15 protein-coding genes are annotated in these 26,607 nt (G+C 68.1%); 9 read left to right on the forward strand and 6 right to left on the reverse strand.

Annotated elements, in window-relative coordinates:
- The 3 genes from NOV86_RS19385 (at position 1) to NOV86_RS19395 (ending at position 5,018) form a co-directional block, all read left to right on the forward strand.
- Complete coding sequence (locus tag NOV86_RS19385; protein WP_267643467.1) at positions 1–2,475, forward strand: efflux RND transporter permease subunit; 2,475 nt, start codon at positions 1–3, stop codon at positions 2,473–2,475.
- Positions 2,476–2,557: 82 nt separating this feature from the next.
- Positions 2,558–4,012 (forward strand): sensor histidine kinase, encoded by a 1,455-nt coding sequence (locus NOV86_RS19390; RefSeq protein ID WP_267643469.1) that lies wholly within the window; start codon positions 2,558–2,560, stop codon positions 4,010–4,012.
- 115 nt (positions 4,013–4,127) lie between these two features.
- Positions 4,128–5,018, forward strand: coding sequence for a universal stress protein (locus NOV86_RS19395; RefSeq protein WP_267643470.1), 891 nt, complete (start codon positions 4,128–4,130; stop codon positions 5,016–5,018).
- Positions 5,019–5,041: 23 nt separating this feature from the next.
- Here NOV86_RS19395 and gghA read toward each other — a convergent pair whose 3' ends face one another.
- Together gghA and malA are read right to left on the reverse strand one after the other, a co-directional pair.
- A complete protein-coding gene (gene gghA, locus NOV86_RS19400; protein ID WP_267643471.1) occupies positions 5,042–7,453 on the reverse strand; it encodes a glucosylglycerol hydrolase in 2,412 nt (803 codons plus the stop codon).
- The gene (malA, locus tag NOV86_RS19405) at positions 7,446–9,467 is read right to left on the reverse strand and encodes an alpha-amylase MalA (protein WP_267643473.1); all 2,022 of its coding nucleotides are present in this window, start codon (positions 9,465–9,467) and stop codon (positions 7,446–7,448) included. The genes gghA and malA overlap by 8 nt, the downstream gene beginning before the upstream one ends.
- 150 nt (positions 9,468–9,617) lie before the next feature.
- Between malA and NOV86_RS19410 the strand changes: the two genes are divergently transcribed.
- Complete coding sequence (locus NOV86_RS19410) at positions 9,618–14,108, forward strand: DUF7997 domain-containing protein (protein WP_267643474.1); 4,491 nt, start codon at positions 9,618–9,620, stop codon at positions 14,106–14,108.
- Between the two features lie 311 nt (positions 14,109–14,419).
- Here NOV86_RS19410 and NOV86_RS19415 read toward each other — a convergent pair whose 3' ends face one another.
- Positions 14,420–14,704, reverse strand: coding sequence for a hypothetical protein (locus NOV86_RS19415; protein WP_267643475.1), 285 nt, complete (start codon positions 14,702–14,704; stop codon positions 14,420–14,422).
- Positions 14,705–14,987: 283 nt separating this feature from the next.
- On the opposite strand from NOV86_RS19415, the gene NOV86_RS19420 reads away from it, so the two are divergent.
- The gene (locus NOV86_RS19420) at positions 14,988–15,908 is read left to right on the forward strand and encodes an AEC family transporter (protein WP_267643476.1); all 921 of its coding nucleotides are present in this window, start codon (positions 14,988–14,990) and stop codon (positions 15,906–15,908) included.
- 43 nt (positions 15,909–15,951) lie between these two features.
- On the opposite strand, the gene NOV86_RS19425 is transcribed toward NOV86_RS19420, so the two are convergent.
- The gene (locus tag NOV86_RS19425; RefSeq protein WP_267643477.1) at positions 15,952–17,145 is read right to left on the reverse strand and encodes an FAD-dependent oxidoreductase; all 1,194 of its coding nucleotides are present in this window, start codon (positions 17,143–17,145) and stop codon (positions 15,952–15,954) included.
- A 135-nt stretch (positions 17,146–17,280) separates the two neighbouring features.
- On the opposite strand from NOV86_RS19425, the gene NOV86_RS19430 reads away from it, so the two are divergent.
- The 4 genes from NOV86_RS19430 to NOV86_RS19445 all read left to right on the forward strand — a co-directional run bounded on the left by NOV86_RS19430 (position 17,281) and on the right by NOV86_RS19445 (position 25,210).
- Entirely contained in the window at positions 17,281–22,341 is a 5,061-nt protein-coding gene (locus NOV86_RS19430; protein WP_267643478.1) for a PAS domain S-box protein, read from the forward strand.
- 311 nt (positions 22,342–22,652) lie between these two features.
- Positions 22,653–23,132 (forward strand): ArsR/SmtB family transcription factor, encoded by a 480-nt coding sequence (locus NOV86_RS19435; RefSeq protein ID WP_267643479.1) that lies wholly within the window; start codon positions 22,653–22,655, stop codon positions 23,130–23,132.
- Between the two features lie 392 nt (positions 23,133–23,524).
- Complete coding sequence (locus tag NOV86_RS19440) at positions 23,525–24,358, forward strand: bacteriorhodopsin (protein ID WP_267643480.1); 834 nt, start codon at positions 23,525–23,527, stop codon at positions 24,356–24,358.
- A gap of 201 nt (positions 24,359–24,559) precedes the next feature.
- Positions 24,560–25,210, forward strand: coding sequence for a ribonuclease HI family protein (locus NOV86_RS19445; RefSeq protein WP_267643481.1), 651 nt, complete (start codon positions 24,560–24,562; stop codon positions 25,208–25,210).
- Between the two features lie 92 nt (positions 25,211–25,302).
- Here the strand turns inward: NOV86_RS19445 and NOV86_RS19450 are convergent, their stop codons facing one another.
- Positions 25,303–25,791, reverse strand: coding sequence for a DUF7995 family protein (locus tag NOV86_RS19450; RefSeq protein WP_267643482.1), 489 nt, complete (start codon positions 25,789–25,791; stop codon positions 25,303–25,305).
- Positions 25,792–25,841: 50 nt separating this feature from the next.
- Positions 25,842–26,264, reverse strand: a complete 423-nt coding sequence (locus NOV86_RS19455) for an SWIM zinc finger family protein (protein ID WP_267643484.1) — start codon at positions 26,262–26,264, stop codon at positions 25,842–25,844.
- Between the last annotated feature and the right edge of the window lie 343 nt (positions 26,265–26,607).

Here is a 26,607-nt window from a genome sequence, read left to right on the forward strand (position 1 = left end):
ATGAGCCAGGACAACCTCGTGCGTCGGGTCGCCGGGCTGGTCGTCGACCGCCCCGCCGCGGTCGTCGTCGCGTTCCTCGTCGTGACCGCCGGGTTCGCGACCGGGCTGCCCGCGGTCTCGACCGACGCGGGGACCGAGGGCTTCACCGAGGATCTGCCCTCGACGAACGCCCTGGAGAAGGTCGAGGGGCTGTTCGAGCCGCCGTTCGACCCGCCCGAGGGCACGACCCAGTTGATACAGTCGAGCCAGAACGTGCTCGCGAAGCCGTCGCTCCTGCGGATGCTCGCGACGCTCGAACGCATCGAGAGCGACCCTGGCTTCCGGGTGAAGTCCACCTCGAGCGCGGCGAGCCTCGTCGCCCAGCAGCTCGACCCCGACGCGACCACGCCGGAGGCACAGACCGAGGCGGTCGAGGGGGCGACGCCGGCCGAGATCGCCCGGGCGGTCGACCGGGCCGGCGAGAACCCCGCGTTCCGTGCGCTCCTGAGCGACGACTACAACGAGCGTGCCGGGTCGGCTGGAGCGACCATCGCCATCGTCACACACGCGCTGCCGGCCGAGCCGCCCTCCGCGGGGAGTGGTACCGACGACCCCCTGACCCCCCTGCAGGAGCGCATGCAACACGTCGTCTCGGCAGACATCGTCGTCTTCGGGAGTGGGATACTCGCGGCCGAGACAGGGACCGTCATCGCGGACTCGCTGCTCATCATCGTCCCGGCGGCGAGCCTGCTCATCCTCACGTTCCTGCTCTACGCCTACCGCGACCCGGCCGACCTCGCGCTCGGGGTCATCTCGCTGGCGATGACGATCGTCTGGACGTTCGGGTTCCTCGGGCTGGCGGGCATCGCGTTCACCCAGTTGCTCGTCGCGGTGCCGCCTCTCCTGCTCGCGGTCGGCATCGACTTCGGTATCCACGTGGTGAACCGCTACCGCGAGGAACGTGTGAAGGGCCGCTCGCCGACCGTATCGATGGACATCGCGGGCCGGCAACTGCTGGTGGCCTTCTTCATCGTCACCGGGACGACCGTCATCGGGTTCGCGGCGAACGCGACGAGCAGCCTCAAACCCATCGCCGACTTCGGCATCACCGCCGCCATCGGCATCACCTTCACCTTTCTCGTCTTCGGGGTGTTCCTGCCGGCGGCGAAGGTGCTGGTCGACACCCAGCGCGACCGACTCGGCATCCCCGCCTTCGGCCAGCGCCCGCTCGGACAGGAGGGCTCTCGACTCGGCGCGGTGCTGCCGGTCGGCGTGGTCATCGCCCGGCGTGCGCCCGGCATCTTCCTCGTCCTCGTGTTGCTGCTGGCCGGCGTCTCGGCGAACTACGGCGCCGGCATCGACACGACGTTCTCCGAGGACGACTTCCTCCCGCGGACCGACCAGCCGGTGTACATCACGAGCCTGCCCGAACCGTTCAAGCCGGGCGTCTACACCACACCAGAGACCATCGACTTCCTCGAGGAGAACTTCGAATCCGCCGAGGACGACGTGGTCATCGTGCTGGTCGAGGGGCCACTCACCGAGGACTACGCGCTCGAGTCCATCCAGCGCGCCGGGGAGAACCCGCCGACCACGCTCGTCGTGGACCGCCGCGACGCCAGAGCCGAGAGCATCGTCACGGTCATCCGGCAGTACGCGGCCCGGGACCCCGAGTTCGCCGCCCTCGTCGCCCGGAACGACCTCGACGGGAACGGCATCCCGGACGACGGCCTCGACCAGGTGTACGACGCGCTGCTCGACTCCCCGGTCCGCGACACCGCCCTGACCTACCTCACCGACGACTACCGGAGCGCCCGCATCGTCTACCGCGTCGAGTCCGACGCCGAGCAGGACGTGGTCGCCGGCGACGCCGTCACCGTCGCGGAGCGCCACCGACTGCAGGCGACCGCCACCGGGACCATCGTCGTCTTCCAGGCCGTCTCCGGGCTCATCTTCGAGACGGCCGTCGAGAGCCTCGTCATCGCGCTCGCGCTCACCGCGGTCTTCCTCGTGTTCATCTACCGCGTCACGCTCGGCATGGGGTCGCTCGGCATCGTCAACCTCGTCCCCATCGCCGTCAGCATCGCGTTCATCGCGGGGTCGATGCGGTTCCTCGGTATCCCGTTCAACGCGCTGACCGCGACGGTCTTCTCGGTGGCGCTGGGCCTCGGCATCGACTACTCCGCCCACGTCATCCACCGCGTCGCCGAGGAACTGGCGGAGACCGGCGACGTGTTCGCCGCGCTGGAGAACACCACCCGCGGGACCGGCGGCGCGCTGACGGGCAGCATGCTCACCACGGTCTCGGGCATCGGCGTGCTCGGCCTCGCCATCACACCCATCCTCGGCCAGTTCGGCCTCGTCGTCGCCCTGAGCGTCTTCTACTCGTACCTCGCCTCCATCGTGGTCACCCCGGCCGCGGTGGTCGTCTGGGCCCGCCTCCTCGAGGCGTGGCGGGCCGCGCGCTTCGGCCGGCCCGCCCGGGCCCGCGCGTGAACGGCGGTGATTATCCGCAGGCAGTACATATCGTGGTGTGGCTCTAACCCCTCTGGAATCGTACTATTATCGGGCACTCGAGATGACAGTATTCGAAGACCGGGCCAGAGTGGGAGAGGGGTTGTTCGACGCCGTCAGAGCCGGATTGGTCCTCTACGACGCTGTCGACGAGGTCGTCCTCGATGGGAACAGGGCGTTCCGGCAGCTATCGGGATTCGAGAGAGAGACGCTTCAGGGAACCGAGATGAAGACGCTCATCGCCGACGACGGTTCGAACGACGGCGAGACCGTCGCCGACTTCCTCCAGCAGGCGAACGAGAGCGGGGCCTCGGTCACGTTCGACACCGCCATCGAGACGCCGGACGGGACCGTCGTCCACGTCGTCGTCGATGCGGTCCCCGACCCCGGCGAGGCCGAGGACGTGCTCCTCCTGACCGTCAGGGACGACACCCGCCGACGGGCACTCAAGCAGCGCGCACGGGAGTACCGGGACCTCGTGGACGAGACGATGCGCGTCGGCGACCTCGGGTGGTGGGAGATGGACGTCGACTCCGGCGCGGTCAGGAGCCACCCGAACAAGGTCGAGATGCTCGACTTCGACCCCGGGGGCTTCGACCACTACACCGACTTCACCGAGCTGTTACACCCCGACGACTACGAGCCGACGATGGACGCGATGCGGGAACTGCTCGAAGGGGACGCCGACCTGTACGACATCGAGTACCGCATCGAGACCGCCGACGGCGAGTATCGCTGGTACCACGACGTGGGACACGTGACGGGGTGGACCGAAGAGGGTGACCCCGCCGTGGTGACAGGTATCGCCATCGACATCACGGAGCGCCGGGAGACTGAGCAGAAACTCCGCGACCAGCGCGAGGAACTCGCCCTGTTGAACCGGCTCATCCACCACGACATCCGGAACGACATGACCATCGTCAACCTCTGTCTGGAGATACTCCGGCGCGAGTTCGAGGAGCACCTGAACCGGGCGACGGCGGCCAGTCAGCACACCATCGACCTCACCGACTCGGTCCGCGAGGTGGTCGACGTGGTCACCGAGGACGGCGAGATGGAACGCGAGCCGGTCCACCTCGGCAGGGTGCTCGAACCGGAGGTAGAACGTGTCAGACGGACCTTCGAGGACGCCCGGGTGAGCCTCGTCGGCGACGAGACCGACGTACTCGTGGCGGCGAACCCGATGCTCTCGTCGGTGTTCGGGAACCTCCTCAACAACGCCGTCCACCACAACGACAAATCGACGCCCACCGTGCTGGTGGAGGTGGTCGACGAGGGCACCACCGTCGTCGTGCGTGTCGCGGACGACGGGCCCGGCATCCCGGACGACCTGAAAGAGCGCATCTTCGAGCGCGGGACGCTCAGTCTCACCAGCGAGGGCTCCGGACTCGGCCTCTACATCGTGCACAAGCTCGTCAGCGCATACGGCGGGGAGGTCTGGGTCACGGACAACGAGCCGGAGGGCGCGGTGGTCGGCGTCCGGTTGCAGAAGGCCGACGGCGAGTCCGACGAGGAGTGAGTTCCGGTATCGCCGTCCTGACCTGCCATCGCACACCCTGACCCCTCGTCCCCAGTTCCTGGGAACGGCCACACCGAATCACCCCCTTGCGGCCCGTCTCTCCGCCTGTAGACGCATGTTCGATAGGCTCCTCGTCCCGACTGACGGCAGCGACGTCGCGCAGAACGCCACCGAGTACGCCACCGGGCTCGCCAGACGCTTCGGTGCCGAGGTCCACCTGGTGTGGGTGCTCACGGAGTGGTCGCCGCCCCTCGGCGTCGCCCTCCCAGACGACACGGCCCTGGTCGAGGCCGCCGAGGACTTCCTCGACGAGGCGGCCGAATCCGTCCGTGCGGAGGGCGTCGACGTGACGACGCAGATACTCGAATCCGACGACGGCGTCGCCGACGAGATCGTCGACTACGCCGAATCGGCGGGCGTGGAGGCCATCGTGATGGGCACGGAGGGCCGGACCGGCATCGGGCGACTCACCCTCGGGAGCACCACGGAGTCCGTCCTCCGACAGTCCGAACTCCCGGTGTTCACGGTGCGCGAGGAGACCGACCGGATGCGCCCGACCTTCGACCGCATCCTCGCGCCGACCGACGGGAGCAAGCCGTCGCTGGCCGCGGTCGACCACGCCGCGAGCCTCGCGGTCGCCACGGGCGCGACGCTGGACATCCTGCACGTGATGGAGCCCGCCCCGGGCTGGGACGGCGTGAGCACGGGCGCACTGAACGACGCGCTCGAAGAGGCGGGTGAGAACACGCTCGACGCCGCCATCGACCGCGTGACCGACCTCGGCGTCTCCTCGGTCGAGCGGTCGCTGGTCTGGGGTGTGCCCCACTCGGCCATCCTCCGGCACGCCGAGGAGACGGCGGCCGACTGCATCGTGATGGGCACCCGCGGGCGCTCCGGGCTGACGAAGGAGCTGCTCGGGAGCGTCACCCAGCGCGTGGTCCGGCGGTCGCCGGTGCCGGTCGTAGGCCTGCATGGCCCGTCGGCGGAAGAGCAGCTAGAAGAATAGCGACGCGGGCGAACCCGTCCGTCTCAGGGTTCGCGCCGGAACAGCACCGCCTCGCTGTCGGCCAGCGTCGTCTCGCCGGCCGCAGCGACCGATTCCTCGTCGACGCCGGGGGCGGCCAGCGCCAGCTCCCAGCCCTCCTCGGGACAGTCGTCGGGCAGGTTGGTCGGCGTGACCGTCACGGGCGTCCCCTCCATGTTAGCGACGAACAGCAGTTCCTCGCTCGCGTCGGGGGCGCGGCGGTAGCCGAAGTAGCAGACCGTGCCCTCGGTCGGGTGGATGTAGTCGAACGTCTCGTCGCCATGGACGTCGATGTCGGTTCGGAGCCACGGACGGTCCTGGCGGAACTCGCGCACCCCGCGGTCGAAGGCGGTGCGCTCGTCGTCCTGTTTCGCGTGCCAGTTCGAGAGGTTCGCGTACGCCTGGACGTCCTTCATCCAGGAGTCGGCGAACTCGTGCAGGCCCTCGGGGCTCGTGTCCTCGAGGGGGACACCCATCTCGTCGAACAGGGTACCGATGAGTTCGAGGTCGTAGTCGGTCGCATCGACGAAGCGTTCGAGCGCGTCGACGAAGTCCTTGAGTTCGTCCTTCGTCTCGAAGCCGAGCGACTTCAGGCGCGGGAAGTAGTCGGACTCCTCGTACAGGCCGTCGGGGACTTGCCAGTCGAGGAAGTTCGCCTCCTCGGCGACGACCTTCACGTCCCACGTCTCGTCGGTGTCGCGGATGAAGCCCCAGGGGCCGCGCATGTTGGCGTTGAGGAAGTCCATCGGGACGCCCGGCAGGAAGGCGTGGAACAGCATCCCCGACGCCGGGTTGTCGTAGGCGCGGTCGATGACCTCCGGCAGGGAGTCGCCGAGGTAAGGGTTCTCCGCGTCGGAGTCCCACGAGTCGTCGACCCGGCGCTGGGTGCCCCGGCGGACCGTGTCGTGGTTGGCGACGCCGGTGATCCACTGCGAGCCGAAGTCCGCGACCTCGAAGACGCGCCACCACTTCGTCGCCCAGAAGGTGAGCAGGGCGGGCGTGTTGTGCGCGAAGGTGACGGGACTCCACTGGAACGAGTGCGGGTGCTGCTCGATTAAGCTCCGGTAGGTGGAGGCGAGTTCCCAGTCCGGGCGCGGCCACGGCCGGCCGTCCTCGTATATCATCCACGGCCGGTACTCCTGGCCGGCGACCTCGTAGGTCAGCCGGTCCATCTCGGCGAGGAACTCGTCGTCGTGGTACTCCTCCTCGGCCTCGGGGTCCCAGACCGTGAAGTCCTGTGCGCCGTCGACGCGGATGGCGTCGGCGCCGAACGCCATCTTGCGGCGCTGCATCTCCAGCAGGAGCGCCCTGACGACCGGCTGGGTGTAGTCGAGGTGCTGGCCGTACATTCCGGGGCCGGCGAAGAAGAGGTCGTTGAGCAGGTCGAGACCGCCGTTGTCGGCGTGGCCCAGCGCGAGGTCGAACGTGACCGTCATCGGCTCCGGGAGATTGTGCAGCGTGGCGATGAAGTCCACGAGTTCGTCGGGCCGGCGGGACTCGAGGATGGCCGGGTTGATGGCCGAGAACGCGCTGATGACGATGTCGTAGCCCCAGTTTATCATGTCGGGGCGCCGGAGGGTCGCGTCGACCGCACCCTCGGCGTCCCCGGCCGGGTCGACGCCCAGCTCGAAGTGCGGGTCGCGCTCGTCGTGTTCCGTGATGGGCTCGATGGGCATGACCTGCACCGCGTCGTAGCCGACGAAGTTGCGTTCGGCCGGAGTCAGGTCCTCGCCCTGGCGCTGTTTCTCGCCGATCTCGGCGTACTTGCGGGCGAGCCCGCCGAGGCTACCGTCTTCCGTGGCGGTGCCCGGGTGTATCTCCAGCATGCTCGTGGAGGGCTCGAACCGGGGCACGTCGTCGTTCCACTCGTCCTCGGTCGTGGCGTAGTCCTTCTCGGCGAGGTCCTCGAAGTACTCGCGGTCGGCGCGCTCCTCGTCCAGCCGGTCCATGTCGTAGAACTCGGCCGGGCCGTAGGCGCCGAAGGGAACCGAGTACGCGACCGGGTCGGTGATGGTCTCGCGACCCTCGCCCGTCTCGAAGGAGAGCCGGTAGAGCGACCCGAGGTCGTCGCGCGTGCCGGCGCGCATGCCCTCGACGACCGCCCAGGTGTACTCGCCCTCGCGGCGCGTCTCGACCAGGGTGCGCTGGAACGAGGCGTCGGTCTCCTCGGCGGTGAGGTCGACCGGTTCGGTCGGGGTCAGCACCTCCAGATGCACTGCAGCCTCGGGAACCTCCCGGTCGAGCAGTTCGGGCGTCCAGAAGCCGACCTCTGCCCGGCCGTCGACCAGGTGCGCGCCGAGTCGTTCCGCGATGCGCTGGGCGGCGCGGAACTCGTCGTCGGCCTCGGCCCGCACCTCGCGGGTCCACCCGCAGAGTTCCTCGGTCGCCTCCTCGTGGAGGACGGGGCGGTCAGTCATGGCCACCCTCCGCGGCCGGGAACACCGCGACCGATTCGACCTCGACCTCGGTCGTTGGGTGTCCGCCCGCCTCGTCGTAGACGATGTCGCCGGGGACGACGTCCTCGTCGAGGTGGACCGTCGCCGGCAGGTCGCCGAAGTTCAGCACGACGACGTAGCGCTCCTCGGCCTCGCGGGCGTAGGCGACGACGGCGTTCGAGTCGCTCTCGTAGCCGACGCGCTCGAAGTCGCCCTCGGGGCCGAGTGCCGGCGTCTCCTCGCGGGTCTCGAGCAGCGTCTTGTAGTGGTTGTACAGCGCCTCGTCCACGTCGTCCCAGTGGACCTCCTCGCGGCGCCACGTCTCGCCGATCTCCTGCCCGGCGTAGAGCATCGGGATGCCCGGCAGGGTGTAGAGCGCGCCGGCGGCCGCGAACGTCGCGGCGCGGCCGCACTCCTCGACGTAGCGCGTCTCGTCGTGGTTCTCGACGTAGAGCATGAAGTTCGCGTGGTCCGGGAAGCCGGTCTCCGCGCGGCCCTCGATGGCCTCCACGACGTTGACGCCCCACGCCTGGCGGTTGCCGACTTGGCGGAGGTTGTGGTACAGCGTCGTGTCGAAGTGCACGTCGAACGCGAGTTCGTGCAGTTCCGGGAGGTACGGGATTGTCTCGTCGAGGAGCAGGAAGTCGCTGTCCTTCGATTTCACGCGGTCGCGGATCTCCTGCCAGAACGGGCGGGGGACCGCCCACGCCATGTCACAGCGGAAGCCGTCGACGACCTCGGCCCACTGGTCGACCACGTCGAGCAGGTGCCGGCGCACCTCGAGGTTCGTGTAGTCGAAGTTCGCGATGTACTCCCACTCGAAGTAGGTGCCGGGGTTGCCCTCTTCGTCCCACTCGTACCAGTCGTGGTACGGGTCCGCGGGGTCCTGGGCCTGCTGGAAGTACGGGTGCTCGCGCGCGGAGTGGTTGAGCACGAGGTCGAAGAGGACGTTGACGCCGTGCTCGTGGCAGGTGTCGACGAAGGACTCGAAGTCCTCGCGGGTGCCGAGGTCCTCGGCGATGCTCGTGAAGTCCGTGATGTTGTAGCCGTGGGCCCAGCCGTCGTGCTGGAGGACGGGCGTGAGCCAGATGGTGTCGAGGCCGAACTCGGCGATCTCGGGCACGCGCTCCTCGAGGCGCTGGAAGACCTGCCCGTCGCCCTGGCGGAACGCCACGTCGGGTTCGTCTTCGAACTGGCTGGAACTGGAGTCGTAGGTCGGCCCCTCGGCCACCTCGGGCGGGGCGTCGGCGTCGCCCTGCGTGTCCTCGCCGCCGAAGGCGCGGACGTACATCTCGTAGAGGGTCATCTCCTTGCCCCACTGCGGGACGTCGTTCGGCCGGGCGATGGCGAGGTCGCCGGAGTCGTCGCGGGTCACGTCGACCACGTCGGCGACGCTGTGGGTCGCGCCGATGGCGACCGCGTGGACGCGCAGGCGGTCGTCGACGGCCGACGCCGGGACGGATGCCTCGCGGCCCGAGACGGTCAGGTCACCGTCGAGGGCGTCACGGTCGCGGTCGTCCACGAAGAACTCGACGTCGAGCGAGTCCGCGTCGGCGTCGCTCTGGGGGTTCGCCTTCGGCGTCGCCGAGAAGACGAGGTCGTCGCCGTCGACCGCGCCGTCGAGTCGGACGCGCGGGCGCCCCTCGCGCCCCTCGGGGCTGGTGGTCGCGTGCTCGCCGGAACCGAACACGCCGGAACCGCTGGCGTGTGCCGGCTCGTCCTCTCGCTCGACGACGTGTGTTCGCTCGACGCTGCTCTGGTGGTAGACCCGGACGGTCAACTGGTGCGTGCCGTCGGGCGCGTCGAGTTCGAACGTGTAGGTGCCTTCGACGTCGGGGGTGACGTGCTCGACCGCGTCGTCACCCACGTCGATGGTTGCAGCTGCCGGTGCGTCTGCGACGCGCCACGTGTAGGAACCGGACGGGTCCGGGTCACGCGGCGCCAGCTCGACCGAATCGCCGACCTCGGCGAACCGGGGTGGCCCAGGATGGTGCATACAGTTTACTATCACACGAGTTGTATTGTTTTTTCGATTGCCGCAGTGACGGCCGGCGTCAGGGCCTGAGACGCCAGTATAGCGCCCGAGACGGCCGGTATTGGCGGATACCAACTATTTTTCAACCTCCGGGAGAGAGGTGTACCAACCATGCGCATTCAGCAGGGGCGCCGCATCGACGGCGAGCGTCCCACGACGGACGGGTTGTTCTCCGGCGGCGACGGCCGACTCGTCTTCGTCGAGCGAGACGGGTCGATCCGCGACTACTCCTATCCACTCTCTGGACTGTACGGACTCGACGACTCCCGGTTCGGCGTCTGGTCGGCCGACGAGGTCGCCTGGCTCGACGAGGTCGAGACGGTCCGCCAGGAGTACTACCGCGACACGACCCTCGTCGTGACCGAACACGAGGCCGACGACTGGACCGCACGACAGTACGACCTCACGCTCTCGGGGGCGCACGTGACCCACGTCGAGTTGCGCGGCTCGGTCCCCGACGACGCCCACCTCGTCTCGTCGCTGTCGTTCGTCCCGGACGGGAGCGTCCAGCCCGGCGGCAAACTGGCCCACGAGAACGCGGTCGAGGTGTACCACGACCGCGAACACGACTACGTGACCGCCTCGACCGGCCTCGACAACGGGACCGGCGAGAGCGACCTCGGCAAGTTCGCGGTCGGCGGCTGGGACCCCCTCGGCGACACGGTCCGGGTCGCGGCCCCCTTCGACTCCGAGGGCGAACTCGCGCACACGACGCTGGTGACGCTGCTCACCGACCGCACCGAGACCGACCGACAGGACGCGCTCGCGCACCTCAGAGCGGTCGCGGACCACCACCCGACCGACAAGTCGCTCCGGGCGGTCGCCGAGTCCCAGCGCCACGGCCTCTCGGGGATGCCCCACCGTGACGCCATCGCGACGGACCTCCGGACGCTCGGCCTGCTGCGCGCCCCCAGTGGCGCGCTGATGAAGGCGCCGGAGTACGACCCCTTCACCGAGTCCTCGGGTGGCTACGGCTACACCTGGTTCCGCGACCACGCGGTCGTCGGCGACGCCCTCCTCGGCGTCGACAGCTCGTTCGACCTCGGCGAGGCCGCGCCGGACCACGCCGCCGCGGTTCGCTTCCTCTGTGAGACCCAGCTCGAGGATGGGACGTGGCCCCAGCGCGTCTGGCCGAAGGACGGCGCGCTCGCCCCCGGCTGGGCGAACGGGAACCTCGAGTCCGACGGCGAGGCCTACCAGCCCGACCAGGGCGCTCGCGCCATCACCTACCTCGCACGGTACCTCCGGGCCCACGACCCGAGCGCGGCCGACCGCGGCATGGCCGAGGAGGCCATCGCCCGCGGCCTCGACGGCCTCGACGCGACCTTCCGCGGCGAGGAACTCGGCCGCTACCAGAGCGTCTGGGAGAACGAGGGCGGCCGGTTCGTCCACGGCGTCGCGACCGCGCTGGAGGCGTACGCGACCGCGGCGCTCGCCCCGGTCTCTGACGACCTCACCGAGCGCGCCCACGAGGGCGCACACGACCTCGTCGAGCTGCTCGACGGGTTCTGGGACGAGGAGGCCGGCGTCTTCGCCCGGCGACTCGACGCCGACGGCGAGCCGGTCCACGACCGCTTCGACGTGGCGACGCTCGCGGTCGCCTCGGCCTACCGGTCCTACGCGCGACTGGACCACGGCTCCGAGGCCGAACTCTCCAGCGCGCAGGTCGCCCGGCTCGACTCGCACGTCCAGTCGACGCTCGACGCCCTCGAACAGTCCGTCGGTGACGCGGTCGGGCTGGCCCGCTACGAGCGCGACAACTGGCGGGGCGAGGGCGACGGTGACCCGAAGGTCTGGTCCGTCGCGACCGCCTGGGGCGTCGTCGGCGCCGCCGAACTCGCCGCCCTGCTGGACGAGTACGACCCCGACCCGGACGCCGGCGAGGTCGGCCAACTCGTCGAACGGGCGAAGGGCCTCCTCGAACCGTTGCTGCCCGGCGGCGAACTGGTGAGCGAGCACGGCTACCTCGCCGAACAGTCCTTCGCCGACGGCTCGCAGGACAGCGCCACGCCGCTGGCGTGGGCCCACGGCCTCCGGCTCGCGGGCATCGTCGAACTCGACCAGCTCGGCGCACTCGGCGCGGAGACCGCGGCCCCGACCGGCCCGGACGAACAGCCGACGTGGACGACCGGCGAGAAGTACGGCATCGGGACGGTCCCCGACCACGAGGACCCGGAGTCCCACGTCTGGTTCACGCTGACCGAGGGGGCCCTCACGGAGCCGCGGTTCCCCCGCGTCGACCTGATGAACGTGAAGACGCTCGACTTCCTCGTCGTCGATTCCGAGGGTGGCTACGCGGCCCGCACCCACAACGAGCACCGTACCGACGACGACGCCGAGACCCTCTCGCGACACACCGAGATGGTCGGCACCGACGCGCTGGTCTACCGCCAGACCATCACGGAGGACGATGACGACCACGAGTGGGAGCTGTCGGTCGAGTACGTCACCGACCCCGAAGGCGACGCCATCGTCGGCGACGTGTCCTTCTCCGCCCGCGACGACAACCAGTACGACGTCTACGCCGTCGCCGACAGCGCCTGCTCGAACAGCGGCGCCCACGACCGGGCCGCGGTCGTCGGCGACGAGAGCGAGTACGCCCTCACGTCGGTCGACGACACGCCGGAGTACCTCGACAACGCCATCGTCGACCCCGACGGCGAGGAGTACGAGGTCGCGGTCGCCCTCGCCTCCAGCCGGTCGTTCGACGTTGCCACCGTCGGCACCCCCGACGCTGCCCACGTCGCCGACCTGTTCCGGGGCGACGCGACCGCCATCGACCACGCCGCCGACGCGGCCCACGGGAACGTGGTCCTGCTCGGCCGGCTCGGCTCCGGCGTCAGCTCCGTCGCCGACACGCTCGCGCTCGGCTTCGCCACCGAGGGCGACGAGGATGCGGCCCTGACGGCCGCCGGCGACGCCCTCGACGGCGGCTTCGTCTCGGTGCGCGACGGCTACGTCAACGCGTGGCAGGAGTTCGTCGCGGACGTCTCGCTCCCGAACTCGGTGCAGGGCTCCTCGCACCTCGCGAACCTGTACCGCGCCTCCGTCATGGTGTTGAAGGCGGTCGAGGACAAGACCTTCCGCGGCGCCGGCATCGCCAGCCCGTCGGTCCCGTGGGGCGACGCCGTCCCCGCCGACGAACCCACCGACTTCGGCTACAACTTCTCGTGGGCCCGCGACCTCTACCAGGTGTTCACCGCGCTGGAGACCGTCGGCAAGGTCGAGGAGGCCGCCGACTCGCTCGCGTACATCTACAACTACCAGCAACGCGAGAACGGCTTCCTGCCCCAGAACACCTACCTCGACGGCCGGACCCGCTGGGGCGGCGAGCAACTCGACAACATCGCCTTCCCGTCCGTGATGGCCTACCAGCTCTGGGAGCGCCACGGTATCACCTTCGAGGAGGCCGACTACGACTACGAGCAGGTCCGCGCCTCCGCCGCCTACGTCGTCCGGTCCGGCCCCCACAGCGGGCAGGAGCGCTGGGAGGAGGAGGCCGGCTACTCCCCGAGCACCATCGCGGCCGAGATCGCCGGCCTCGCGTGTGCCGCCTGGCTGGCCGACGCCGAGGGCGAGACCGCCGACGCCATCGACTTCCTCGCCCACGCCGACGCCTACCGCCGCGGCGTCGAACGCTGGTGTGCCACCACGACCGGCACGAACCGCATCGACAACACCCCGTACTACGTCCGGGTCACCCGCAACGGCGAACCCGACAGCGGCACCCGCCGCGAACTCGCCAACCACGGCCCGACGCTGGACGAGCGCGCCATCGTCGACGCCGGCTTCCTCGACCTCGTCCGGCTGGGCATCCTGCCGTGGGACGACCCGGTCGTCGAGAACTCCGTCGAGGTCGTCGACGAGACCATCCGCGTCGACACCCCGCACGGCCCCGCCTGGTACCGCTACAACGGCGACGGCTACGGCGAGGTCGGCGAGCGCGAACCCGACGAGGGTGCGCCGTGGGGACTCGACCGCCTCGGACAGGGCCGCCTCTGGCCCATCTTCACGGGCGAGCGCGGCGAGTACGAGCTCCGCAGGGGGACGGCCTCCGGCGACCTCGCCCCGCAGAACCTGCTGGAGACGATGGCCGGCTTCGCCAACTCCGGCCGGATGATCCCCGAGCAGGTCTGGGACCGCGAGTACGAGACCGAGTACGGCTGGGAGTTCGGCGAGGGCACCGGCGCCGCCACGCCCCTCGCCTGGAGCATGGCGCAGTACATCCGACTCGCCGACAGCATCGACGCAGGCGAACCCATCGAGACGCCGCGGTTCATCGCCGAGCGCTACATCGGCTCCAACGCCGCGCCGGTCCCACCGGCGCTCTCGGTCGAGGAGGTCGCCGTCGACGAGGCGACCGAGACCGTCGCGGTCTCGGGCAAGACCAACGCTGCATCCGTCCTCGTCAAGACCGGCGCGGACCGGACGCTGGTCCCGGTCGACGACGGCGAGTACGCGGTCGAACTCGACTGCGTGCCCCACCAGGGCGACGTGACGGTCATCGGCGCCACGGGCGAGGAGAACCTCGCCAGCGTCGGCACCGTGATGCTCACGCGGAACCTGCAGACGGAGACGCGGACGGTCCACGGCGACGACTGAGGTAACCCGGCTTTCATCGGTTCTTCTTTCGGTTGGCTATCCGGGGGCCGTGTTCCTGAATCGTTTAGAGCGAGAACCGGAACACGAGTGGTTTGCGTGGTCGAACTGCTCCGCTGTGGACTCCGATCCAACGAATCGGAAGACAGGAAGTTCGAGTGAGTTACGAGAGATGCAACGAATCACTGGTATGTTCTGTACGTTCTGCTGAATACAGGGCGCGAATCGGGTATCGACCAGTGGCCTACTGAGGATTGGCTGCTTCGGTTGATACAGAGGGCTCTGTCAACCGGTTCTGTAGCTACAGATTTCGGTCACTGGAAGCCATGGAACTCGAGTACCAAGGAGTCAATTCCCGCTATTTTGCCAGAGATTCCCAGTTCGAATGGCCCTTTGGACCACCCTCGTTTGTAAGTCCAACCTTCAATATACGGTTTCTTGTGCGTTGGAAATCCAGTTAATGTCCACTGAAACAGTCTTTCAGGGCCTAAATCAACGATAATTAGTTCTCCTTCCTCGAGTCGATACGTCTCGTCTGGCTCCTCGTTGTCTGTATGTTCCCACTTCTTCCAGACTCGAAGCTCGACCTGTTCCACCATGTTACCACATCGGTATTATCGATGATGAATCACTCGCACTCAAGGTCTGTCGGCATATTCAGCTCACAGACGCCGAAACAAACGAAGGTCGGGTGCTGACTACATCCTCTCTATCTTGCGCGCCACTCCAGACAGTTCGCGAGGAAAGAGACCGACAGTTGCTGTCTAACCAGCCCGGGTCGAGCAGACCAGCGCGAGTCGACCTGCCGCCACGAAGCCGAGACCAGCCAGCAGGACGAACCGAGACCACAACACCAATCACACTCCCCAATTCAGCCCAGGTATGAGCGTCGCGACGCAACTCGCCTACATGCTCGCCCTGCTCGCCGTCGGGGCCGGGCTCCGGGCGGTCGGTATCCTGACCGAGCGTCGTCGCGACCGACTCACCGCGGTCGCCTTCTACGTCGCGCTCCCCGCACTCGTCTTCTCCTCGACGGTGAACCGGTCGCTCTCGGACGTCCTCGTCTGGCGGCTCTTCGTCGGCGTCACGGTCGTCCTCGTGGCGGTCGCCGGCATCGGCTGGCTGGTCCACCGGGACCACGCCGACCCGTCCCGTCGTGGGGTCGCCGTCGTCCAGTCCTACCACTGCAACCTGGGCTTCCTCGGCGTGCCATTCGTCGCGGCGACCTTCGGCGGCGTCACGGCCGGGAAGGCGAGCGTCATCCTCGGCATCGGCTCGCTCGTGCAGGTGACGCTCACCGTGTTGCTGTTGACCAGCATCACCAGCGCCGAGGCGGACGTCACGCAGGAGCTGCGAAGCGTCGCCCGCAACCCCGTGCTCGTCGCGCTGGTGCTCGGACTCGTCGGCGGCGCGGTCGGGGTCGACCTCCCCAACCTGGCGCAGGAGTCGCTCGGGCTGCTCGGGAGCCTCGCGCTCCCCATCGCGCTGCCGGCCGTTGGTGCGTCGCTTTCGTCCGAGGGCGGGCTCGTCGACCCACCGACCGTGGGGGCCGTCGCCGCGGTGAAACTGCTGGTCATGCCACTGCTGGCACTGCTCGTGTTCGTGGGCCTCGACGCCGCACCGACCACCCTGCGTGCCGGGGTCCTCATGCTCGCGATGCCGACCGCGGTTTCGACGTACATCTACTCGAGCGAGCTCGGCGGTGACGGCGACCTCGCGTCGGCGACGGTCCTCACGACGACGGTGGTCGCCGTGGCGACGCTGTTCGGGGTCGTGGCGCTGCTCGGGCTGGTGACACCCTGAGTCGTGCGCGATATCGAGCCGACTGTGCTGGGGCCCCGGCCGTCTATCGTCCCGGTTCCCGTTCGGTCCTGTCGAGGAGGCCGCCGAACCCGACCGTGCGGAGGGCGGCGATACGTCCGAGTGGGCCGGATCGGCTCTGGGGTGGGTAGTGCTGCTCGTGGGGCGGGGCGGCCCTGGTCGACCCTCTGAGCCGTGCCAACCGTCGTTCACGACATGTCTCGTAGCGGTCGAGTGCCGCGTCCATCGGCTCGACCGTGGTGACGGTCTCTGCGAGAACGAGTGCGTCCTCAAGCCCGAGCGCGGGGGTCAACCCGGAGAGGTACCCGACTGGTGTTGCAGCCTCCCCGCAGAAGGCGACGCGCCCGGCCCGGAACACGGGGTCGACGCTCGGGTCCGGGAGCCACCGGAACACGGCGTCCGGTGGCAGGTGTTGCTCGAGGAGACGACCGACCCGGCCGTCGAAAGACATCAGGGCCTGTTCGGCACGCTCGCGGGGGTCTGAAGACCGGCCAGCAGGGACGTGGACACCGAGACAGACGCCGAGTTCGTCGCCCATCGGTACCACGGTCGCCAGCGCGTGCCGGGTCCAGCCCTCGACCAGCCCGGCCGACCACCAGGCGGGCCGGTCGACCCGGAACGTCCATTCGTGGAGCCCCGCGGGGGAACTGGTCGCCGTACCCGTCATCGTGCGGACGAACGAGTTCGGTCCGTCGGCCCCGACGACGAGGTCAACCCACCGTGGCTCGTCGTGCTGGTCGGTCACGCGAACGCCGTCGCCCTCGTCCGAGAGGTGGTCTATCTCCTGTCCCTGGCGGACCGGACTGTCGAGATTCTGCCTGAGCACGTCGAGCAACCGACCACGGTCGACGGTGGACGGGGTCGAACGCGACCCCGCACTGGTCAGCGTCACCGCCTCAGTCCCTCCGTCGTCAGTACAGACCGTGGCCTCGGTGATGCTGGTCGCTGCCGGTTCGATTCGGTCCGTCCGGTCGATGGTCGTGAGCATCGACAGTGCGGCCGGTGTGAGCGTCACGGCGCCGGTCGTCGAGGGGGACCCGCCGTGGCGGGTCAGGACCGTGATCGAGGCACCAGCACGTTCGAAGACGATGGCGGCAGCCAGTGCCGCCACGGTGTCACCGACGACGAGGACGTGTGGCGCGGGCTCCCCCTCGAAACCGACCCGGTCGGTGAGGGCCGGGGCTGGGGGGCAGCGACGGGAGTCGAAGCGGGGTGGCATCAGGTCGTATCCGAAACGGGCCGTCGGGTTAAGACGGGGCGCGCTGTTTCTCGGTCTGCAACGCGCCGGGGTGCAGCCGCCACCGGAACCCCGGCCCCCGGGGGTTTTACTGTCAGAGAACGTGAGAAAGCAGGTATGGAAGAACTCGAACGCGCCACCCCAGTACTGGTGCTCAGCCAGGGGGAGGGGGTGGCCACCGCGATCCGGGGAATCGCGGCGTCGGCAGCGACCGACATCGCTGTCACCACGGGGAGTCCCGACGAGGTACAGGGGGGACAGGTCGACCCGGGCGAGTACAGTCTCGCCGTGGTCGTCCAGTCGTCGTCTCAGGCGCACCTGGATACGATAGCGCGACTCGACGCACGAGCAGACGACGTTCCGGTCGTCGGGGTCATCGACACCGGTGACGGGCAAGCCCACGTCGACGCACTGGCGGCGGGCGCAGCGAAGGTGCTGCCGCGGACGGCGTTCGAGCGGTCACCGGAGACGGTCGCCGACCTGCTGGTCGACGCGGCGGCCGAGCCGAGGGACCAGTATGCGGCCGTCGAGCAGGTGATGGCCGAGACCGCGGCACCGGCCAGTTTCCACGACCCATCGACCGGCGAACTCGTCGAGGTCAGTCGGGGGTTGGCAGAGGCGCTCGGCTACCCGGACCGGCCGAGCCTCCTCGACGACGGTGTCGAAGCGGTGCTGCCTGCCGGCGAGAGCGAGGGAGAATCGCTCCGCGAGAAGCTCGGGGACATCCCCGACGACCTCTCGATCACGTCGACCGAGGTCGAGCGGAGTCTCCCGGACGGGCGCACCCGGTTGTTCCACGTCGTCACAATGCCGGCCAGCATCGGTGACGACCCGCTCGTCCTCTGCCTGTGGCGGGACGTGACCGAGCGACGCGAACTCCGACGGACCTACCGGGACGTGTTCGAAGGGGTCAGCGACGGGCTGGTCGTTCACGACCCCGAAACCGGCGAGATCGAGGACGTCAACCAGCGATTCTGCGAACAGGTCGGGTACGGCAGCGAGGAGCTCGTCGGTGAGACGGTCGACGTGGTCACCGCACCCGGTGACGAGTACTCGTACGAGCGAGCCCGCGAACGGATACGGCAGGCCGACACCGACGGCCCACAGCTGTTCGAGTGGCGGAACCAGCACGCAGACGGCCAGACGTTCCCGGTCGAGGTCCACCTCTCGGTGGTGGAACTCCAGGGTGCCGAGTTCGTCCTCGCGTCGGTGCGGGACATCTCCGAGCGCAAGCGTCGAGAACGCGAGTACGAACAGGTCTTCGACGGCGTCACCGACGCGATAACCGTCCACGACCCCTGGGAAGAGGAACTGGTCGACGCGAACGAGTCGCTTTGTTCCCTCCTCGGGTACGACCGGGCGGCGGTCCTCGACATGGGCATCGACGAGTTCAGCTACGGCGACGAGGGGTTCACCGCCGACCGAGCGTACGAGATACAGCGCGAGGTGGCGGAATCGGGCGAGCCGGAGACGGTCGAGTGGAAGGTCGAGACCGCGGCTGGGTCGGTACGGACGCTCGAGACGAAGCTCACGCCGGCGACCATCGGCGGGGAGAAGCGGGTCCTGGTCATCTCGCGCGACGTCACCGAGCGCCGGCGCCGCGAACGCGAGTACGAGCAGATGTTCAACAAGGTCAACGACGCCATCAGCGTCCACGACCCCGAGACGGGTGAGATACTGCAGGTCAACGAGACCTACACCCGCGAGTTCGGGTACGACCAGGAGACTAGCCGCGACCTCGGTGTCGAGGGGCTGAGCGTCCCCGAGGAGGGCTACACCGGAGAGCGCTCGCGGACGATAATCCAGGAGGTCGCCGAGACCGGCGAGTCGATCACGGTCGAGTGGCTGGTCGAGAACGCCGACGGCGAACGCCGCTGGTACGAGGTGAACACGACCCCGGCGAGGATCGGCGGCGAACTCCGGGTGCTCGGCATCTCCCGCGACGTCACCGAGCGCAAGCGTCGCGAACGCGAGTACGAGCAGATATTCGACGGGGTGACGGACGCCATCACGGTCCACGACCCCGAAACGGGGACCATCGTCGACGTCAACCAGGCGATGTGCGAGCTGGTCGGCTACGACAGGGAGACCATCCTGGAGCAGGGCATCGCGGGCGTCAGCGTCACCGAGGAGGGATACACGAAGGAGCAGGCGCGCGAGGTCATCCACCGGGTGATGGACTCCGGCGAGTCAGAGACGCTGGAGTGGAAGGTCGAGACGGCGTCGAGCGAACACCGGTGGCTGGAGGTCAAGGCGACCCCGGCGGTGATCGGCGGGGAGGACCGCTACATCGGGATGACGCGTGACGTCACCGAGCGTCGGCGCCGCGAACGCGAGTACGAACAGATATTCGATGGCGTCACCGACGCCATCGCGGTCCACGACCCCGACACCGGCGAGATACTGCAGGTCAACGAGACCTACTCGGACCTCCTCGGGTACGACCGCGAGACCATCGTCGACCTGGGCATCGACGGTATCAGCGACACCGAGACGGGGTACACACGTGAACGCGGTGAGGCACTGATAGACCGTGTCGTGGCCGGCGAGTCGGTCGACCCGTTCGAGTGGGCCGTCCAGCGGGCCGACGGGGAACGTCGCTGGTTCGAGGTCGTCCTGACGACGGCGCGGATCGGCGGCGAGACGCGCGTCCTCGGCATCGCCCGTGACGTGACCGAACGCCGCGAGCGCGAGCAGCAGATCGCCGAGGAACGCGAGAAGTACTCGACCCTCGTCGAGCAGAGCACGGACGGGGTGGCGGTCGTCCAGGACGAATCCTACACCTTCGTCAACCAGCAGTTCACCGAGATAACGGGATACGACCGGACGGAACTGCTGTCGATGTCGTTCGAGGAGGTCTTCGCACCGTCACATCGAGACCTCGTCGTGGAGCGGTTCCGGAAACGTGTCGACGGGGAGTCGCCGCCGCGGCAGTACGACGTGGAGGTCGAGACGGCCGCGGGGAACCGACGGACGCTCGAGCTGGCCGTCTCGCGCATCACCCACGAGGGCGACCCGGCGACGCTGGCGAACTTCCGTGACGTGACCGAACGCCGGGCCAGGGAGGAGGAACTCCGCCGGAGCGAACAGCAGTTCCGCCAGATCGCCGAGGCCGTCGACGAGGTCATCCACCTCGCCGACCCGGACTTCGCAGAGACGCACTACATCAGCCCGGCGTACGAGGACATCTGGGGGCGGCCGGTCGAGGAGCTGTACGAGGACCCGCTCTCGTTCGAGGAGACGATCCACCCGGCCGACCGCGAGGAGTTCATGGCGTTCCTCGACGGCCTCGACGACTGGCCCGACCCCGGGGAGACCGAGACGGCCGACTACAGTTACGAGTACCGCGTCGAGCGCGCCGACGGGTCGGTCCGCTGGATAGACGGTCGCGTCTACCCCATCCGCGACGAGTCGGGCGACGTGAGCCGGGTCGTCTCCGTCAGTCGGGACGTGACGGAACGACAGCGACGCCGCCAGACCCTGGAGTCGTTCCAGGAGGCGACGGCGGAGCTGACCACCGCGGAGTCCGCCGTCGCCGCCTGCGAGACCGCCGTCTCCGCCGCAGCCGAGGTCTTCGGACTCGATAGCGTCGCCGTCCACCTGTTCGACGAGGGGACCGGGACGCTCTCGCCGGTCGCTGCCACCGCCGACCTCGGACCGACAGACGCGCTGCCGGCGTGGAGTGCCGAGAACCGGGTCCCCTGGGAGGTCTTCGTCGACGAGTTGCCGGATCGCGTCGCCGTCGGAGACGCCCCTGCCCTCGCGGTCGCCGGGGTCGACGAGGAAGGGTCGGCACTCGTCATGCCACTCTCCGGGCACGGCGTGCTGACCGTCTGGATGGCCGACGACGGGGTCGACGTCGAGACGGCACACCTCATCGCGGCCGTCCTCGAGGGCGGGCTGAACCACCTCGTCGGCCAGCGCCGACTGGAGTCACAGCGCGAGGAACTGGCCGTCCAGACCGAACGAGCCGAACAGCTCGAACGCATCGCCGAACTCACCCGACAGGTGGAGGTCGCCATCACCGAGCAGTCGACCCGGGTCGGCGTCGAGCGCGCCGTCTGCGAGGGGCTGGTCGGCATCGGGCCGTTCGCGGCCGCCTGGACCGCCGAAACCGAGCCGGGGTCGGACCGGTTGACGCCCCGCACCACGGCGGGAATCACGGAGGAGGACGCAGAGCGAACCGTCACGGCTGCCGGCTCGCGCGACGGGTACCCGCATCCCGCGCTCGAGGCGTGGGAGACCGACGAGGTGGTCGTCGAGACCGACCTCGTCGGAACGACGGGGGAGAACTGGCGACGGGACCTGCTCCGGCGCGGTATCCAGGCCGTGTGTGCGATTCCACTCTCGTACGAGGGTATCACCCACGGCGTGCTCGTCATCCACGCGACGGACCCGACGGCGTTCGAGGGACCGGGCCGCGAGTCCATCGACCAGCTCGGCACCTCCATCGGCTACGCGATAACGGCCATCGAACGGCGACGGGCGCTCGAGTCCGACGAGACCCTCGAACTCGAGTTCCGCGACGACGACGATTGTTCGGTCCCGTTCGCTCGCCTCGCCACCGAGACGGGCTGCCAGGTCCGGCACGACCGGACGGTCCGTCGACGAGACGGCTCCCTCTCGGTCGTCTACACCGTCATCGGTGACGTCCCGGATGACGTCGAGACGGTGGCCGACCGGGTGTTGCCGGGCGAGACCGAGGTCCTGAACGACTCGGTCGACCAGGCCGTCGTCGAACGTCGAGGGACCAGCTGGTTCGGGTCCATCATCTCCGACTACGGTGGGGTCCTCCGCCGCGGCCACGCGACGCCGGAGCTGGCGACCTTCGTCGTGGAACTCCCGACCGAGGCGAACACGCGGCGGTTCGTGGACCGTCTCTCGGAGACGATCCCCGGCATCGAGATGGTCGCCCAGCGCCAGCACCAGCCGACCGACTCGACCCCCGGCGAGGTCGGTGCCCGACTCGAACAGCGTCTCTCAGACCGCCAGCAGCAGGCGCTCGAGGCGGCCTACGAGATGGGCTACTTCGACTGGCCGCGTGAGCACAGCGGGCAGGAGGTCGCCGACGAGATGGGCATCAGCCAGCCGACGCTCAACAAGCACATCAGGCTGGCCGAACGCAAGGTGTTCGACCTGCTCCTCGACTCGGACGACTCCGGAAGTGGCGCGGTCTGACTGGCCCGAGAGAGCGGGGTGTGGCCAGCGCTGGCGGCCTTCCTGTCGTATCCGAGGCCACGCCGTTTCGACGGCGGCCTCCGACCGGGGCTATCAGTATAGCTGTGACACCCTCTCGCAGACTACGCACGTTGCGGACACCTTCCAGTTGCTATGGCCCAGAGTACGAGATGCGATGGTCCCGCCACTCACGAACGAATGCCCCCATGGTGTCGAAGCCACCCGTGACGGACTGGCCGACGTCGACACCTCGACGACCGGCTCCGTGCGCCGCCCTGTACGAAGCCATCCCGACCGCAGAGGTGCTCCCCATGTCGAGTAGTACGCAGCTCCATCGCGACGCTGGCACGTCGAACCAGACGCAGGAACACGAGGCCACCGCAGTCGCCGACACGACCGGTGCTCCCACCGACTCCCACCGCGAACTGGTCGTGACGGCCGACGGTGACCAGGCCAGCCCGATGGACCTGCTCGACCTGCTCGACGACGACTACGCCAGTCGCATCCTCCAGGCCCTGTCGGTCGAGTCCCGACCCGCCCGTGACCTCGTCGAGGCCTGTGAGGCATCACGGTCCACCATCTACCGACGGCTGAACCGTCTGGAGTCCTACGGCCTCGTCGCCACCGACGTGGAACTCCACGAAGACGGCCACCATCGAAAGGTGTTCGAATCGACCTTCGAGCGAGCGACGTTCGAGTTCGAGGACGGCACACCCCAGGTCAGGCTGGTCGTCACCGAACCAGAGCAGGTGAGTGCTACGCCATCGACCCCTACCCGTCCGTCAGACTGAATCCGACGCTGGCTGTTCGTGCATCGAAGCAGTCCCCTCCGCTCCCGTCCATGGTGGTATTCCCCACCGCCACCGCCCACCCGCTGACGTCAGCCCTCCCCGTCGTCAGCAGCCTTCTGTCTCTCTCACTGTCACCCCAAGTCCAGACGGAATCGCGCGGTCCACCACGACCATGGAGACAGGCACCCGCCCCGGACTGGCCAACAGACAACCAGAAAATTTCAATTCTTGACATAGTCTCGAGTCCTGCCCAGCGACCGGAGCGCGGTGTCTCACGGTTGCCTGGCGGCGCGGTGGGCACAGATATAAATTGAACGTTCGGCCACTATTTCTCCGGATTATCGCGCATTTCGGGCGCCTATTTATAGATATAGAGCACTGACCGGTACCGTATGGGATTGGTACCAGTGACCACGACCGGACTGCTGCTCCAGACGACCCAGGCCGACGTCCTGTCCGAGATACGGAACGACGCGTTGCTGAGTTCGTCGTTGTGGGTCAACATCGCGCTGGCGGGTCTGTCGATACTACTGTTCGTCTACATGGGCCGCAACGTGTCGACCCCACGTGCCCGGTTCATCTGGGCAGCCACGCTGCTGATACCGCTGGTGTCGATATCGAGTTACCTCGGCCTGGCCTCCGGCCTGACCGCGGGGTACATCCAGATGCCGGCCGGCCACCCGCTGGCCGGCGAGGAGGTGCTCAGCCAGTGGGGTCGCTATCTCACCTGGACCCTCTCGACGCCGATGATACTGCTCGCCCTCGGCCTCCTCGCGGACGTCGACCGCGGGAGCCTCTTCACCGTCATCGCCGCCGACATCGCGATGTGTGTGACCGGACTCGCGGCGGCGCTGGTCACGTCCTCGCTGCTGTTCCGGTGGCTGTTCTACGTGGTGAGCTGTGCGTTCTTCCTCGTCGTCCTCTACGGGCTGGTCGTCGAGTGGCCGAAGTCGGCCGCCAGGGCAGGCACCAGTGACATCTTCGGCACGCTCAGAGCCCTGACCATCGTGCTGTGGCTCGGCTACCCGATCGTCTGGGCCGTGGGCGTCGAGGGCCTCGCGCTCGTCCAGTCGGTGGGCCTCACCTCGTGGGGGTACTCCGGCCTCGACATCGTCGCGAAGTACGTCTTCGCGTTCCTGCTCCTGCGGTGGGTCGCCGCCAACGAGGAGACCGTCGCCACGGCCGGGAGCGGGACGGCCACCGCGGCAGCACCGTCCGACGATTGACCGGGAGGCCACCGAGAGGCGGCCACCGACTCGGTCGGGACTTCCTGGCCGTGTCCGGGATGGCTCGCATTCGGTCCCACCTGAAGGGATTATCCCGCTCGACCACCGAGAGACGGATATGCAGTGCTGTGGCCGGTTTCCGATGATCTCAGAGAGCGAGAGTGAGAGCACCCGCGACCGAAGCCGGTCAGAGGTGGCACCGTGACCGAGGAGGTCCTCCCGGCAGAGCCCCTCTCGCCACTCGCCGGTCTCGTCGACAAGGTACTCGCCGCCGTCGGCTACGACGTGGCGGCCGCCATCGACGCCATCGACGACGCCGTCCCCGGCTTCGGTGGGCTGTTCGACCCCGGGACCAGCCCGACCGAACTCCGTCGCGCACTCGAGAACCTGCAGACGTCGGAACTCGCCCGGCCGCCGGTCCAGGAAGCGACGGGCGACGACTTCATCCTCTACGTCGACGGCAGTTCACGCGGCAACCCCGGGCCCGCCGGCGCGGGCGCCGTCATCATGGACGCCGACGAGAACGAACTCGCCCGTCTCGGCCGACCCGTGGGCTCCAACTCGGGAAACAACACCGCCGAGTACGTCGCCCTCCAGCTCGGCCTCGCCGAACTTCTAACCCGCTACGAACCACGCAAACTTGAGGTGCGCATCGACTCGATGACGGTCATCCGGGACGTCTGGGGCGGCGATACCCCGACTGAACCGGGGGTCGATTCCTACAGCGGGGCCATCGCTACCGCGCTGTCACGTATCCCGGAGCACCACTACACGCATCTCGCCGACAGCGACCCGAACCCGGCCGACGCGCTCGCGACGGTCGGTGCGGATATCGCGGCGCTCGGGCCATGACGGTCGGGCGACCCTGGTTGAGGTCCGGTCTGATCGTGAGGGTACTGCTCTCGAGGTGCGATTAGTCGTCCCACCGAGGGGGTAGTCGCAGGTCAGTAGTGGACGTCGGCGGGGACGACCCAGAGGTCGTCGGTGTCGAGAACGGCGTCGAGTTTACGGCGGTGACGGATGCCGCAGGCGTGTTGATCGTACAGTGCGATGGTCGGGCCCTGGTAGCGGCCGACGTTGTAGAAGGCGTGCCTGACGAGGTCGGTGTCTTCCATGATTTCGTCGGTGGAGTAGTTGGCAAGCGCGTCGTGGGCGATGTCGAGGTTGCGTTCGAATTCGTTGCGGGTGGCACGCCAGCCACGCTCGATGAGTTCGGCGCCGGCGGGTGCGTGGGCTGAGACTGCGACGGGGAGGTCGCCCCAGCGGGCGGGCCCGGCGAGGGACGCTTCGTGGTCGTCGAAGGTGACGTAGTAGTCGAACACGGGGCACGTGTCTGGGTGAGCGCCGACCAGGTGGTCGAAGACGGAGCGGGCGTTCGCGAGGGCGTGTTCGGTGGACGATGCCTGAACGAGTGCGTAGATGAGTTTGTGCATTGTATTGAGTAGGGTTCAGCTAAGTCGGTGATAGCGGGCAGCGTGAGCGGTCAGTCGTCGAAGTTGCGTTTGCCGTCGCGGTAGCACGGCCAGCATGGACTGTCGTCGGGAAGGGTGTCGCAGTCGCAGTCGGGGTCAGGTGCAGACCTGGTCTCTGAGTTGGGTTCGACTGGTCGAGCACCGCCGTCGGCGACGAGCTGGTTCTCAGTTGCAGAGTCGAGAACGGGCCGTCGAATCGCGACCGCGATGCGGTGCTTGCAGGCTCCTTCGTAGTTCGCGTCGGCAGGACAGGTGCACGCGGTCGGGACCCCGTCGTTGACGGTGACGAGGTACTCGTGCTTGCCCGGATTCGCGTGGCTGCAGTTGCGGACGCGAACGCCTGTCGAGGTCAGTTCGAATTCGAAGGCTTCGTACTGTGCTCGCTTTCCGACGCGGGTCAGGTATTGGAGTTTCGAGAGTGGATTTTCCGACATTGGAATCGACGAGAGGCTATCGTGCCCCCGCACCCCTCAGGGGGCGATAAAATTCCTCCACTTAGGAACCCGATTTCGCCAGCATGAAGGAGAATATTCGAGGACTGAATCGTCTCCCAGACCCTGCTTTATATACGATTCTCGGGGCGAAATTCGTGATTAGTCATACTTTTTGAATATCGGCTGAAGTCCCCCTTCCCTCGCGCGCGCGAACTTGCGCGAGCGCGCTCACGAGCGCGTGAACCGCGCCCGCAATAGAAGGGCAGAATAACAAAAATAATATATTTGAAAATTGTTCTTTGGGGCGAATTTGCGCTTCAGGCCTTCTATGTGGTGTTTAATT

The sequence above is a fragment of the Haloarchaeobius amylolyticus genome (genome assembly GCF_026616195.1).
Lineage (GTDB): Archaea > Halobacteriota > Halobacteria > Halobacteriales > Natrialbaceae > Haloarchaeobius > Haloarchaeobius amylolyticus.

Coding starts and splice junctions, on each gene's coding strand:
- NOV86_RS19455 (WP_267643484.1), bottom strand. CDS start 26,264: ATGTCGGAAAATCCACTCTCGAAACTCCAATACCTGACCCGCGTCGGA.
- NOV86_RS19435 (WP_267643479.1), top strand. CDS start 22,653: ATGTCGAGTAGTACGCAGCTCCATCGCGACGCTGGCACGTCGAACCAG.
- NOV86_RS19385 (WP_267643467.1), top strand. CDS start 1: ATGAGCCAGGACAACCTCGTGCGTCGGGTCGCCGGGCTGGTCGTCGAC.
- NOV86_RS19425 (WP_267643477.1), bottom strand. CDS start 17,145: ATGCCACCCCGCTTCGACTCCCGTCGCTGCCCCCCAGCCCCGGCCCTC.
- NOV86_RS19430 (WP_267643478.1), top strand. CDS start 17,281: ATGGAAGAACTCGAACGCGCCACCCCAGTACTGGTGCTCAGCCAGGGG.
- NOV86_RS19420 (WP_267643476.1), top strand. CDS start 14,988: ATGAGCGTCGCGACGCAACTCGCCTACATGCTCGCCCTGCTCGCCGTC.
- malA (WP_267643473.1), bottom strand. CDS start 9,467: ATGCACCATCCTGGGCCACCCCGGTTCGCCGAGGTCGGCGATTCGGTC.
- gghA (WP_267643471.1), bottom strand. CDS start 7,453: ATGACTGACCGCCCCGTCCTCCACGAGGAGGCGACCGAGGAACTCTGC.
- NOV86_RS19410 (WP_267643474.1), top strand. CDS start 9,618: ATGCGCATTCAGCAGGGGCGCCGCATCGACGGCGAGCGTCCCACGACG.
- NOV86_RS19415 (WP_267643475.1), bottom strand. CDS start 14,704: ATGGTGGAACAGGTCGAGCTTCGAGTCTGGAAGAAGTGGGAACATACA.
- NOV86_RS19450 (WP_267643482.1), bottom strand. CDS start 25,791: ATGCACAAACTCATCTACGCACTCGTTCAGGCATCGTCCACCGAACAC.
- NOV86_RS19395 (WP_267643470.1), top strand. CDS start 4,128: ATGTTCGATAGGCTCCTCGTCCCGACTGACGGCAGCGACGTCGCGCAG.
- NOV86_RS19440 (WP_267643480.1), top strand. CDS start 23,525: ATGGGATTGGTACCAGTGACCACGACCGGACTGCTGCTCCAGACGACC.
- NOV86_RS19390 (WP_267643469.1), top strand. CDS start 2,558: ATGACAGTATTCGAAGACCGGGCCAGAGTGGGAGAGGGGTTGTTCGAC.